14 protein-coding genes and 1 pseudogene are annotated in these 13059 nt (G+C 53.5%); 3 read left to right on the top strand and 12 right to left on the bottom strand.

Annotated elements, in window-relative coordinates; all coding sequences use genetic code 11:
- Positions 1-20 precede the first annotated feature (20 nt).
- The 9 genes from CIC07_RS08240 to CIC07_RS08200 all read right to left on the bottom strand — a co-directional run bounded on the left by CIC07_RS08240 (position 21) and on the right by CIC07_RS08200 (position 7474).
- Entirely contained in the window at positions 21-1265 is a 1245-nt protein-coding gene (locus CIC07_RS08240; RefSeq protein WP_094247949.1) for a phage major capsid protein, read from the bottom strand.
- Positions 1266-1279: 14 nt separating this feature from the next.
- Positions 1280-1891: an HK97 family phage prohead protease gene (locus tag CIC07_RS08235; RefSeq protein WP_094247948.1), complete on the bottom strand. Its 612-nt coding sequence runs from the start codon at positions 1889-1891 to the stop codon at positions 1280-1282.
- Complete coding sequence (locus CIC07_RS08230) at positions 1884-3149, bottom strand: phage portal protein (RefSeq protein ID WP_206109142.1); 1266 nt, start codon at positions 3147-3149, stop codon at positions 1884-1886. Before CIC07_RS08230 ends, CIC07_RS08235 begins: the two co-directional genes overlap by 8 nt.
- 8 nt (positions 3150-3157) lie before the next feature.
- Entirely contained in the window at positions 3158-4864 is a 1707-nt protein-coding gene (locus CIC07_RS08225; protein ID WP_094247947.1) for a terminase large subunit, read from the bottom strand.
- Positions 4864-5346, bottom strand: a complete 483-nt coding sequence (locus CIC07_RS08220; protein ID WP_094247946.1) for a phage terminase small subunit P27 family — start codon at positions 5344-5346, stop codon at positions 4864-4866. Before CIC07_RS08220 ends, CIC07_RS08225 begins: the two co-directional genes overlap by 1 nt.
- Positions 5347-5512: 166 nt before the next feature.
- Positions 5513-5704 carry a hypothetical protein gene (locus tag CIC07_RS08215; protein ID WP_094247945.1) on the bottom strand — a complete coding sequence of 64 codons (192 nt, stop codon included), beginning with the start codon at positions 5702-5704 and terminating at the stop codon, positions 5513-5515.
- A 542-nt stretch (positions 5705-6246) separates the two neighbouring features.
- Positions 6247-6522: a hypothetical protein gene (locus CIC07_RS08210; protein WP_094247943.1), complete on the bottom strand. Its 276-nt coding sequence runs from the start codon at positions 6520-6522 to the stop codon at positions 6247-6249.
- 16 nt (positions 6523-6538) lie between these two features.
- Entirely contained in the window at positions 6539-6982 is a 444-nt protein-coding gene (locus CIC07_RS08205; protein WP_094247942.1) for a hypothetical protein, read from the bottom strand.
- Between the two features lie 180 nt (positions 6983-7162).
- Positions 7163-7474 (bottom strand): UBA domain-containing protein, encoded by a 312-nt coding sequence (locus CIC07_RS08200; protein ID WP_157741873.1) that lies wholly within the window; start codon positions 7472-7474, stop codon positions 7163-7165.
- A gap of 1004 nt (positions 7475-8478) precedes the next feature.
- On the opposite strand from CIC07_RS08200, the gene CIC07_RS08195 reads away from it, so the two are divergent.
- The 3 genes and pseudogenes from CIC07_RS08195 to CIC07_RS08185 form a co-directional block, all read left to right on the top strand.
- Positions 8479-8691 carry a helix-turn-helix domain-containing protein gene (locus CIC07_RS08195; RefSeq protein WP_094248374.1) on the top strand — a complete coding sequence of 71 codons (213 nt, stop codon included), beginning with the start codon at positions 8479-8481 and terminating at the stop codon, positions 8689-8691.
- 27 nt (positions 8692-8718) lie between these two features.
- Entirely contained in the window at positions 8719-10362 is a 1644-nt protein-coding gene (locus tag CIC07_RS08190) for a recombinase family protein (RefSeq protein WP_094248373.1), read from the top strand.
- A 13-nt stretch (positions 10363-10375) separates the two neighbouring features.
- Positions 10376-10522 (top strand): annotated as a pseudogene (locus tag CIC07_RS08185) (LuxR C-terminal-related transcriptional regulator); the annotation flags it as partial.
- Positions 10523-10740: 218 nt separating this feature from the next.
- On the opposite strand, the gene CIC07_RS08180 reads toward CIC07_RS08185, so the two are convergent.
- The 3 genes from CIC07_RS08180 to CIC07_RS08170 all read right to left on the bottom strand — a co-directional run bounded on the left by CIC07_RS08180 (position 10741) and on the right by CIC07_RS08170 (position 12946).
- Positions 10741-10935, bottom strand: coding sequence for a hypothetical protein (locus CIC07_RS08180; RefSeq protein ID WP_076358299.1), 195 nt, complete (start codon positions 10933-10935; stop codon positions 10741-10743).
- Positions 10936-11167: 232 nt separating this feature from the next.
- A complete protein-coding gene (locus CIC07_RS08175) occupies positions 11168-12013 on the bottom strand; it encodes a carbohydrate ABC transporter permease (protein ID WP_076358300.1) in 846 nt (281 codons plus the stop codon).
- Positions 12014-12043: 30 nt separating this feature from the next.
- Positions 12044-12946 (bottom strand): carbohydrate ABC transporter permease, encoded by a 903-nt coding sequence (locus CIC07_RS08170; protein WP_048744186.1) that lies wholly within the window; start codon positions 12944-12946, stop codon positions 12044-12046.
- Positions 12947-13059 lie beyond the last annotated feature (113 nt).

Here is a 13059-nt window from a genome sequence, read left to right as displayed (position 1 = left end):
CCATGGCGTTTTTATCAAAATTAGGTCGCGGAGTTGGCGTAGTATTTCAGCGGTCCGCCGGCATCTTGGAGGGCGCCATCGTGACGGCTGAAGGCGATGAAGCCGACTTGACCGGATTCAGCGTATTTCTCCGCCATCCGGATGATCGTCACGTCCATGACGTCGCGGATGAAGTATTTGCTGAAATCGCCGAAGAGAACAGACTTGGCGTTAGCGGCCATAGCAGGCATGTCGCTGTTGATGATGTACGAGTAGTTGAGGATCGAGTCCGGCTGGTTGAGCGCGACTCCCGGAACCCAAAGCAGCCGGCCCGTATTGTCTTTCAGCTTCTTGATCGCTTTGAGCGAGCTGTCCGCGAACATGAACTGGGAAACGCCGCGGTATGCGGGGTCCACGCTGTGCTCGAGGTCGATCAGATCGTCGACAGTGATGGACGTGGTTTGGCCGGTAGCGCCCACCTTGCCTTGAGCAGCACCAGTGACAGCGCCTTGAGGCTGACCGACACCCGTGCCGACCGTGAAGTGCTCATTCGTACCGCGTCCGAAGCGCTCGGCGATCGCTCGGCGCAGATACGCCTCCAGGTCGAAGGCGCTGTCCTGCAGCAGCTCGATGGAGATGAGGATGGTCTTGGAGCTGTATTTATAGGCGCCCAGGACCTTTTGTCCGAAGCTCGGGTCCGGTCCGAGGCCGGCAGCTGCGTTTTCTGCGACGATGACTGCTTTGTTGCCCGTGTCATCGACATTTGGAATCGGCAGCGGGTTGCCGCTGGCCGTCCGGAGCACAGTTGCTCGGGACTGGCGCATGCCGCCATACCATTTCATGGCTTCGATCAGGCCGTTGTAGAAGCCCTGAGGGACCGTGTAGCCGGCGCCGGGAGCCGAGGTGGATGTGGAGAGCGCCCGATGTTCCTGCAGCATGGAACGCTGCTCGCTGGTGATTTCGCGGCCTGACATCATGTCGAAGAAAGCGCTGCGGTATTCTTCGGTCTCGATGGCCTTTTTGCTCCGAGATTCGGCGCCGCCAGCTGCCGGCGGTTGGGTGGCCCTGGACTCGAGCTCTGCTTGCTCCTGGATGAAGCGCTCTTCGCGGTCGATCGTCGCCTTCAGACGATCCGACTCGGCCATCAGCTTGTCGTACTGCTCCTGCTCAGCGGCGTCGAAGCCGCGCTTTTCGCTGGTCGCTTTGTCGTGAAGTCCTTTTGCCTGCTCCCAGAGCTTGGCGCGATCCTGCCGCATTTCGATGATCGTGGTTACTTGTGCTGCCATGAATGATCAACCTCCTAAGGTTTGTAAAGATGGAGTTGTCTTGCGCGCTGCTCTGCTTCCAGATCAGGCGTTGCGGGACTTGCCGGCATAGGGATGGTAGGGCGGGACTTGAAAACCTCTTCCTCCGATCGTGTTCCGACGCTGGATGAAGGGTAGGCAGGGCGAGTGACGGGGCTGACTTCGATCAATTCGGCCTCCGTGACGGTCCTGATGGGCATATCCGGGTTCGTTTCGTCCCACTCTTCCTTCACAGCGCGAAAAATAAAAGACGACCCTCGCACGTCGCCGCGCTCGATCGTCTCCAGGTATTTATCCGCCCAGGAAGGGGGCTCGATTTCGTAACGCAGGCCGATTTCATCTTCCTCCACCTGCAAGGTCGAAGGCGTGCGCCCCAGAATCTCCCGCTCGTCGTGCTGCCAGGCAGCGTAAACGTCGGCCATCCGGTTGGTAAAGGCACCTTTGCGGAACTGCTCTTGAAACATGCCCCAGATAGGGTTGGAAAGCTGATTCCAGCGAACCGCGTAACCGATGATCTTGGTCGGCTGGCCATCAATTTTGCGGACTTCCGGCTTGTTTTCCGGGATCAGGATTGATCGGATTTCCTTCTGTTTGTCCAGACTATTCACCTCCCTTCCCCGTGGCGCCTACTGGGGTCATGTTGCCGTTGACCAAGTACGCCTCGCCTTCTGGCCCGTCGATCGGATTCATATCCTCCATCTCGAGCCATGTATTGGCGTTGATGATTCCGTTTTGCCTCATGATGTTGAGACCTTCCTGCCGGCTCTTGTAGTCGCCGCGCATGAGGCCGTTGACGTTGAACAAGGCTTCGTATTTCTTCCGCTCCGGCCGGGTCAGCAGCTTGAGTTTGATTGCCTGTTCCCACCGAACAACCCATGGCCGAATCGTGTGCATCACGAATTCGATGGATTGATGCTCAATGTTGTTGTTCGTCGACCGCTCCAGGTCGCCGATCATGTGCGGCGGCACGCGGAAGATCCTTGCGATCTCGCCGAGTTGGAACTTTCGGGTCTGCAGAAACTGCGAATCCTCGGGAGGCAATCCGATCTGCTTGTACTGCATGCCTTCCTCGAGGATGGCGATCCTGTGCTGTTTCTGCAGGCCGCTGTGCATGTCATTCCATTGATTCCGGAAGCGATCAATCGCCGCCTGATCGCCGATTTTCCTCGTGGTTTCAATCACTCCGCCGGGACGCGCTCCATTCCCGAAGTAGGTCGCTCCGTATTTCTCAGTCGCCAGCGTGAGGCCAATGGCTTCGCGCTGCTTCGAAATGGGCGAGTATCCCTTCAGTCCATCGAACCCGAGGCCGGGAATATGAAGCACCCGGTATGCAGGCAGCACAACAGCGTCTCCGGTCCTCTGGATGATGGTGTGGAACCATATCGCCCCATTGGCGTCTCGGTTGACCCAGGTTTGGTCCGGCCGCAGGGGCCAAAGTCCAATCACCCGGCCAGCTCCGTCCCACTCGATTTCCGCATAGGCGTTCCCCCATGTGGCGAGATGACCCATCAACGTCTCGATGAACACGAACGCCGTCATCTCTTCATTCGGAGAGTCATGCAGGATGGAATGCAGCGGGTGGCTGTAGGCCACTTCCTTTCCGCCTTGTTTCCGCTGCTGGTACAGCTGCAGAGGAAGAGAAGCGATCGTTTCCGCCAGGATCCGGACGCAAGCGAAGACGGCCGTCGAGTGGAGTGCCGTGGTTTCGTTGACAAGGATGCCGGAGGAAGCCGGTTCGCCATCCATCAGCCAGTCCACCAACCATGAATCGGGATTGGCCAGCGTGGCAGACCTCTCTTCCAGCACCGCTTCGGCTGCCTGCCGCTGAACCCAGTTGCTCAGAAAAGGAATTCTCAGGTTGTTCACCTCCCTCCCTATGTTGTGATCAAGCCGCGGAACCGGTACACGGAGTCATTGCTTTCCTGGTTCACATACAGCGAATGCGCCGTGATCAGAGCCGCGACGGGGTCGATCCGGTTCTTGGACTTTTTCTTGTCCAGCATGATGTTCTCGTGGTGATCCTCCCTCGTGACTGCATTGCCCATCGCCCAATCCAGCACCGGGTTATTCCCGTGAATGACTCGTCCTTGGTAGACAAGCTCGCGAAAGTTTTTCGTTGGCTCAGACAGATGATTCATCCGCTGCGGCACCTCGACCATTTCATAATCGCGATCCTTCATCTCCTGTGAGATCAGGCCGGCTGACCAGTCGTCGTAACAAACCTCCGAGATGATCCAGCGATTTTCCCGCTCCTGCTCGTAGACATACTCCTGAACCAAGCGATAATCGACCACATTTCCCGGCGTGACGGTGAGATATCCTTGTCGGACCCAAAGGTCATAGTCGACATCATCCTTCTGCTTCCGGTCGGCCAGTTTCGATTCCGGGATAAAGGAATGGCTCAGAACAGCCACTCGGCCATCATCTAGGTCGAATTCAAAGCCCACGCTGGTCAAATCGATCTTCTTGGCGAGGTCAAGACCAACGCGGCAGCTGCGTCCGGTCAGGTCCGGCATCGGCTCTTTGCCGCACGCTGCCCATAAGTCCATCCGCATGTAGCCATCTTCCCGAGCGTTCAGCCACATGTTGAAGTTCTTGGTGAAGACGCCGCGCTGCTTGTCCGGGGAATCCATCGCAATGCTCAGCTCGCTCCGCAAGAAGGCAATGCCCGATTCGCTGCTGGCTAGGAGAGGATTGCATTTGATCCAATTCCGGTCATCCTTGATGTCGTCGTCCTTGTCCATCTGGGCGATGTAGGCGAAATACTCCTCGTTGACCACTTCGCCCTCGAGAAGCTTACAGCAGTATTGGTATTCCTTGTAGCAAGGCGCGTTGAGATCAAAGCCGGCCGTCGTGATGATGAACAAGAGAGGCTGCCGACGCATGCCCATGCCCGAGACAATGACGTCGTACATATCGCTGGTGGGATGCGCGTGGTATTCGTCGATGATGCCGCAGTGCGGGTTGAATCCGTCGAATTTCTTGGTCTCTTTGGACAATGGCTGCATGCGCCCATTGCTCTTTTTGTGGACCATCAAGCTCTTGGACTTGGTGAATTTGATTCGTTTTCGAAGCGACTTGGACTTCTCGGCCATCTGCTCCGCCGCGCCGTATACGATCCGCGCCTGCTGCCGGTCCGTCGCCGCCGTATAGACCTGAGGGCCACCTTCTTTGTCGCCGGCGAGCATGTAGAGTCCGACGATCGAGAGCGTGGTGGACTTGGAGTTTTTGCGGGCTACCTGCTCATAAGCCTTCCGGAACCGCCGCAAACCAGTTTCACGATGCACCCAGCCGAATATGCTGCCGACGATGAACTTCAGGAACGGATCTAGCGTAACAGGGTCGCCGGCCTTTACCGTCAACCCATCCTCGACGTGGCAGCAGAACGAGGCAAAATAAAAAACACGCTCAGCGCGTGTCGGCTCGAAGGTGTATGGGAAGTCCTCGGTTCCCTGGCGGCCCAAGTCTTTCAAGTGCCGCTCGCAGGCGAGCCGTACATACTTGCCAGCAACAATCCTGCCCTCCCGGACGTCGGCTGCGTACTGCGTCACATCGTCCAGTTGGGCAAGTACGTTGTACATCAATCGAACTCCCCTCCGAACTCGTCTTCTTCCTCCGCCTTCTCGTCCTTTAGGGCGATCCGGGTCCGGTCGTAGACAGTAAATCCGAAGCTTGCCTCGTAGGCTTTCAGGAGCTTGATGGTGGTGTTCAGCTGCGTCAGCGCTGGATTCGCGACATGCGTCACACCACCGCGAGAGTTTGAGTTGACGAACCGGGTGCCGTTCTGCCGGACATCCTCCAGAAGCACAAGCCGGCGGGCATGCAAATCGCAGTATGTGGCCAGCGCCGTCACGTCAAGATTGGTGAGCAGTTCCGTTTTCTCCATCTGCTTGACCAGATGCCGGAACATTTTTTTGCCTTCATCATCCAGCCACGTCGGGGGACGAATCTTATCGCGACCGAGACGAGAATTCATTTTCTCCTCCAGCTCGCGCCGTTTTTCCCGCTCTTCCTTGGTGATATTCCCCTCGACTTGATCAACCGGCTTCTTCGGTCGGCTCATAAGCGGCCCCCTTTCGTACCCAAAATGTTTTTTCAGGAAAAAAATTCACACGAAACTGGACGCGCGGTCTATAATGGACACTTTAGCAGACTAAAGCCCCCCTCCCCCATTTTTCGACATTTTTCAACATTTTGGGAAAGCCGGACTCAGCCCGGCCGTTCACGACCTACCTCGTTTCTTCCTGACTCGAAACAGCCTCTGCGCCGCGCTTTACGATTCCGAGGCCTCGTTCGATCGCATTGCATGTCGCTTTGATCCGGGCATTGATCTCGAGCTGCGTGCTGGCGTTGATCATGCCGATCTGCCGGAGCTCTTCCAGATAGTTGAGGCGCAGAGAGTTGAGAGTGATCATATCCATCTCGGGGGCACCTTGCGGCGGTGGAGGCTTAATCGCAATCTTGCACGCTCTATCCATCCCCAGATCTAGCCAGCCTGAGGCCAACGTCGGCCCTCCGCACTTCTCGCAGGAAACACCGTCACGGTTAGACCGCTCGACTTGTTCATGGTTACAGTTGCAGCACACGAGCCGTATCTTCCTACCCATTCCCGAATCCTCCATCCTCAGTGGCCGTCTTGATATCGTGGTGCCTCTTACAAAGCGGCTGATGGTTCTTCGGGTCCCAAAACAGGACCAGGTCGCCCTTATGCGGTTTGATATGGTCGACCACCTCAGCCGGCGTGTATGCTTCGTCTTTCAAGCAATGCTTACATAGCGGGTACTCCTGCAAGAACAGAGCGCGATATGCTCTCCATCGCGCATCATATCCTCTCTCAGCTGCCGTCCCACGATGCCGCTCTTTCTGGGCGCGTCTTTGCTTTTCGTGCGCCGGGCAATAGCCGCTTGCAACAAGTACAGCGCAGCCTGGCTTGTTGCAGCGCTTTTTATTCCTCGTCGGCAATTTAGATCAGGCCTTCCGCATGCCAGGCGTCGAAGTATGCCTTGTAACCCAGCTCTTCTCCCGTACGGGTCACGGATTCGCCGTTCCATTGGAACGTTTGCGGCCCTAACAGGGCTACGTATTTGTCTGGTTTACCTGTGTCTTCGATCGAGGCGCCGAAGAAAGTGACGAATGTCTCGATGTCGACCGATGCCCCCAAATCTCCCAATATGATTTGACCGTCAACGATCTTGGACCCGAGCTTTTCGTTTACCCATTCCGTTGCTGATGCTGCCATTTTTTATTCCTCCCCTTTACATAAATGTTCTGCGTTTCAGCACAAACGTTCTAGCAACGGTGTCGTTGTTCTTTACGTAATTCCGGTAATAACGCATCCTTGATTCGATCGATCCGCCAGCACTCGTCGCATTTGTGAGCGTAGCCATCCCAACGGTGTGGAACTTGTTGCCGGTGTTCACATCCGAAAATTGATGTTCGACATACCATGATGTCGTAGCTCCCGAATTCTCGGCCGTCGTGACGAAAACCGATCTATATCCATCCGTGTCGTTCCAAGTCGGCTCCGTGTACGCAGCTCCTGCTGCCAAAGATATCGTCACAAGGTCGGGTAGTTCTTTCGTCATACCAACGAACCGAACGTTTCTGCTGCCGTCAGGGTTGATGCCATCGCCTTCGTTGGCAATCGTTCCATTCGACCGATATAAGTCGCCTCCACGAGCCGAATAGCCATTATCCATGTTGTATCAACCTTCCTATTGTGAAATTCGGCCTTGCCGTCGTTCCTGTCGATTTCTCGGCTGCGGAGGATAGTAGTAGCCATGAACGGCCTGCCGCAAAAACCAACGAATGAACCTCTTCATCTATTCACCTCCCCATTTAGGCATAAAAAAAAGCCCCGATGTGGGGCTTGCCGTGTTTTATTCGCGCTCTTCTTCTGGAATTCTTTGGCCGAAAATAAAAAGGTCATGAGCCTCAGGGTCATCTTTGATCTTTTGTATGTATTCATTCGCTTGCTGGACAGCCTTTTCACTTCTCAAGGTAAAGAACTGTCGGCCATCTTGGAGAACAAACTTCAGCAGTTCAGGCTCCTCAGGGTTCTCTTCTTCAATGTAGTGGACGTCCTTGATATAAACGACATGAAAATTCCCATCTTCATCTTCCATGAAATTAACGGCTTTCTCTGGTCCTGTATACCCAGTATTGTAAAGCCTTCGTTTTTCAACAGTCATTTCCTCGCCTCCCGCCTCGTACTTTCGACGCATACCCACTAATTCCCTTTAATCGATGATGCCGATCGGCGCTCAGCTAAGGCAGCTTATCAGGCTCCCTCTTTGGTGCAACACCCTCCCGGTTGGGTCGATCAACAGCATCGATTAAAGGGTGACGATTACTTGCGCTCGTCACAGGCGCTCCCGAGCCGAACCTTGTCCTGTTGGGATCACAGGTGAAAGGAGGAAAGGTTGAGCCGATGGGAATGTCGATAGCGACTTCCCAAGGACTCCGCAGGCCGGCGTGAATGATGCTCCGGGGGAACGGAGATGAGCGGGTTCCCGGAATCGAACCGAGAAGGGGCCGGCACCCGCATGTCGGCCCCGCTCCAACTGAACCGAGTGGCACTCGGCCGTAAACGCTGGAGCAGAGCAAGCAGAGGCTGCCCGGAGCAGCATGCCGTATATGTGAGGCAAGGCCCGCAAGCGCAGGCTCTTGCTTGTCACCAGTAAAAAGGAGACGGCCAAAACAAGGCCCTAGAATCGATTCTGCGGTTGCCCCCATCCGAATAGAGGCACCGGACGCTAGAACGCGAATTTGGGCCGTTTCTGGCCGTCTCAGATAACATTGCGCTCGATGGCTAGACCCACAAGCGTTTGATGCATGGCATCCGGTGGAAATTCCCACGGCAAATCAGGTACGCGATCACGAGAGGAGCTTTGCACCGGAATGTAAAAAGCCGACCTCATAGGGCCGGCTGAAGGATTAGAGCGTTCACGCTCCGTCGGTGTCTCTCTCGATATCTCACTGATACAACTATAACACGGTTAGAGGACAATGGTTTACACTTTTACCCTAATTTTTCACTTACTTTCCCAACTAAAACCCATCAATATAGTTATGTGATTTGCACTATTCGACATATTGGATTTCCATATAATTCATACTTTCAAATTATTTATTTGCATTCGCAAATATAGCTGGTTTATACTCTCATCAGAACCCTCCCGGAAGGACTGATTGCATGCCTTTTTCATATAAGCCGCTTTGGCATAAGTTGATTGAAAATGACTTGAGCAAGACTGAGTTTCGTGAAAAGCTAGGTCTATCCACCGCTACCCTAGCCAAGCTAGGTAAAGACGAATATGTGTCTATGGAAATAGTGGACAAGATTTGCTCTCACTTTAATGTGCAGCCTGGACAGATTATGGAGCATAAGCTTGGACTGAAAGAATGAACACTGAAAGCGGAGGTTTGATGGATTATGTTTAGTGCTGAATATCTAAAGAGCCTCGGTATAGAGTTCATTCTCAACTACAATCGTAAATCCCGTAAGGATGAAGAACTAGAGAAACGAACTGGCGAAGACACGCTCATGGCAATGCGGGAACTCATGGATCGCATTTTGTCTCCTTTGGGGATTCCATATGAGCAACGAGATGAAATTGGGTCTGGCGATAAAATTTCCACTCGACCTGTGTTCCAGGGAATTCTTCGAGAGCTTCAAGAAAATAAATACCAAGCTATTGCTGTTAAAGAGATATCTAGGCTCGGGCGCGGATCTTACTCAGATATGGGTGTCATCTACGACTTAATCGTTGATAAAAGAATCTTCATCATGACAACTTGGCGAATTTACGATCCGAAAAACCCTGACGATTTGCGACAAATACGGTTTGACTTATTTATGTCCAGGGAAGAATTCGAGAGCACCCGCCAACGTTTAACTGGTGGTAGATTCAATAAAGCACTGGACGGGTGTTGGATGGCCGGCAAGCCTCCTTTTGGATATGACCTGGACACGAAGACACGCCGACTGGTAATCAACCCCGAACAAGCATTTGTCGTCCGATACCTGTATGACCTTTGGGTGAATGGTGTTCCCATCGAGGACAAAAAAGCAGACGTGAGGCATCGTGCATTGGCGACTTACCTCAGACAGCAAGGCGTAAAAACATCTACGGGAAAAACTCACTGGAAGACAGACATCCTGGAGAAGATGCTTGATAACCCCGTTTACATTGGTATCGTCATTTATCGTCGCACGGAAACCTTAGCTGATGGCACAGTCGTCGAACGTCCGATGGAAGAACATGTAATTGTTCCGTATGCTCATGAGCGCATCATTGATCTCAACACCTGGCGTAAAGCCCAGGCCAAAAACAACAATACCGATTACATCCCAAGAGTTAAGACGGACGTGGCCACCTATGAATTAACCGGCCTGTGCGTATGCCAGTCTTGTGGAGCAAAAATGGTCCGCAATGCTCAATTGCAAAAATACCAATCACGCATTGAAGGAAAAGACACTACTTACCACCAAAAGGAGTTCCTCGTCTGCCCTAATGGCTGCTGGCGGCTTAAATACCAACCCGTCGTCGAGCAGTTGATTGAAACCCTGCACTATTTCAGGGATCTCACTTCAGAAGAAGTCGAGAGCGTGCTTGTGCCTATACTCGCCGACAAGCCAGCTCCTAAAGGCATCAACCCAATCCAGGACATTGAACAGTATGTCGCTCGGAGATCAGCCGAGTTGAAGACCCGGATGAAGTTCATCCGCGAAAAGTATGAGTTAGGAAAATACGACGATGAAGAATTTGAAGAGAGCAGAGCGGAGATTCGAGCAGAACAAGAGAAATTGGACAGAATGGTTTTTTCGCAGGAGTTTGAAACACAGAAGGCAAAGCCCACGATATCCATTGATCAAGTTCGCGGCAGCTTTGATTCTGCTTTGACCGCATTCAACTTGGCCGTGGACACTCAGGATAAAAACCAGGTGCTGAGAAGCGTTTTTGAAAAGGTTTATGTTGAGCGCACGGAAAAGGGCAGCGGGAGCCGGGCTTCAAAATTCGTTGTTTATCCAGTAATCAAGCACGATTTCATCTATTCTGATCTTTTAATGTTATGAGTACCCTGACGTTAAGACGACAAGGGATATCGCGCAGCTGCTGTTCATCAGCGAAAAAACTGTGAGGAACCATATCTCCAACGTGATGCAGAAGCTGAACGTGAAAGGCCGTTCGCAAGCGGTTGTCGAGTTGATCAAGCTTGGGGAACTTACGATCTGACCTTCGTCAGGCCGGAGAGCTCTCTTGACGAACCTTCCATGCCGGATGCGTTTTCGCATTCGGCGGGAAGGTTTTTTAAGTTGCAGGAGAACCTCCGCTGCTTCGGAGCCTGCCCGGCATGCCGCCCTTCAACCCTCTCGGGATGCGGGCAGCAAAAAAAGGCGGCAGCTCCGCAGGAATGCGGAACTGCCGCAAGAAGACCTTTCGGCCGGGGGCAACTAGGATGAGGCGGGGATGCCGGAATGAATCCGGAAGGGAGGGATGAAGCTGGCGTCCTTCATGATCGTCTTGGCCGCTTCCGGCGGACTTCCGTCCGAAGGATGCAAATAAACGATTTTTCCATTCAGCAGTCCCATGTCCATCGGTGCAGGAAAATCGGGATGGTTGAATCGGCGAATCAGCAGATCCAGCATAAGGAACCCTCCCATTAAATATGTAAACTTATCTTACGCGTTGTGGTTGATTATATCCCGAATTCCAATTCGCGTCAACTAATCTATCATACAAGAACCGGATAGAAGAAACGGCACAAAAACGGCCTTGAACCCTCCGCCCCGGCGCTTAGCCGCTGCGGCATGATTCAAGGCCTTTCCGTATCTTGAAGCCAATTCGGCCTCCAACGAGTTTTCCTTCTTTAATGAAGCTTTATTTCACCGCTCCAGCTACCAGACCGGAGACGATATGGCGCTGCGCCATGATATACACGACCAGAACGGGCACGATGGTGAACAGCAGCCCCGCGAACAACGGACCCCATTCGGTTTTGTACTGCATTTCGACCTGCATGGCGGCGAGTCCGATCGGCAGCGTGTACTTCGTTGGATCGATGACGAGAATCGTGCCGACGATATACTCGTTCCATATCTCCAGCACATTGATGATGCCGACGCTGATGATGCCCGATCGCGACAGCGGAAGCATGATGCGGAAGAACGTTCCGAAATAGCCGGCTCCGTCGATGGCGCCTGCCTCCTCCAGCTCCTTGGGGAGAGTCCGGAAGAAGCCGATCAGGACGAAGATGCCGAAGGCGAGCGTATTGGACGCATACACGAGAATCAGCCCGAAACGGTTGTTGGCGAGGCCGAGGTCGTTCACGAGGAAGAACAGCGGAATCAGAGCAAGCGCGAACGGAACCATCATGGAAGAAATATAGACGGTATACAGCACTTTGCTTCCGAAGAACTTGTAGCGGGCCAGCGTGTACGCCGTCATAGCCGCAAGAACGAGCCCGAGCACGGTCGAGCCCGCCGTGACGGCGATGGAATTGATGAAGTATTTGCCGAAGTTGTAGTTGGTCCATACATATTCGAAGTTCGACCACAGCAGCGGGAACTTCGGCAGCGACCAAGGCATGTTGAAATAGAACTGCTGGTTGTTCTTGAGAGAGTCGGTCAACGTCCAGAACAGCGGATAGATGACCGATATTCCCCACAGGACGAGGAAAGCATAGAAGATCGATTTGAACACCGGATGAACGGTTCTTTGCAGCATGTAGTCCCTCTCCCTCCATATGATCTGATGCTAGCTGACTTCCACCTGTTCCTTGCGCAGAAGCCATTGCAGGAGAAGGGTCGTGATGAGCGATGTGATGAGGATGACCGTGCCGATCGCGGCTCCGTATCCGAAATGGGCCTGCTTGAAGGCTTGCTGGTACAGGTAGGAGCCCATGACCTGGGTCGAGTTGTCGGGACCGCCGGCCGTCATGATCGTCACGATGACGAAGGAGCCGTTGAGCGTCGTCATCATGATGTTGATGACCGAGATTTTCATCTGCTCCCAGATGAGGGGAAGCGTAATATGCCGGAACTGATGCCACTGCCCGGCACCTTCTATATCAGCAGCCTCGTACAGAGAAGCCGGAATGCTCGTGATCGCGGCAATCAGCAGGATCATGTAGAACCCGATGCCCGCCCAGACGGCAGGCGGCAGCAGCATCCAGATCGTGTGGCTTTCGAAGCCGAGCCAGTTGATCTCCACCTTGCTGCTGGTGAACAGGGACAGGAAGCCGTTCAAAAAGCCGATTTGAGGATTGTAGATGAAGTTCCACAGAATACCGACGACAACGGCGGACAACACGTTCGGAATGAAGAAGATGGAGCGGAAAAAGGCGGTTCCCTTCAGGCGAAGGCGGGTCAGCGCCACGGCGAAGAAGGTTGCGATCGCCATGATGCCGATTATTTTGCCGATGACAAGGAAATAGTCGTTGCCGATCGCTGTGAGCATGATGGGATCGTCGAAAATGTCCTTGAAATTTTGCAGCCCGACGTAATCCTTGTGCTGCGACATTCCGGACCAGTCAAAGAAAGAATTGTAGAGCGCCTGGATCAGCGGATAAATCGTAAACACGCAGAAAAACAGAAATGTCGGGATGATGAACGCCGCGATAAAGAGGTTTCTCTGCAGCTTGGCTTTTCCGATATTCATCTCAACTCACCGCCCCTTAAATCGGAGCATCCCCGAGACAGCTGTCCCGAGGATGGTCCTCAATCTGACTTGCCTTGACCTCGCAAATGATGGACGTGGAATGTCGCCTCTGC

Origin of the sequence: Paenibacillus sp. RUD330 (assembly GCF_002243345.2) — a bacterium.
Taxonomy (GTDB): domain Bacteria; phylum Bacillota; class Bacilli; order Paenibacillales; family Paenibacillaceae; genus Paenibacillus_O.
The sequence above is the reverse complement of the archived record's forward strand: the minus strand, read 5'-3'. Positions and strand labels throughout refer to the sequence as shown.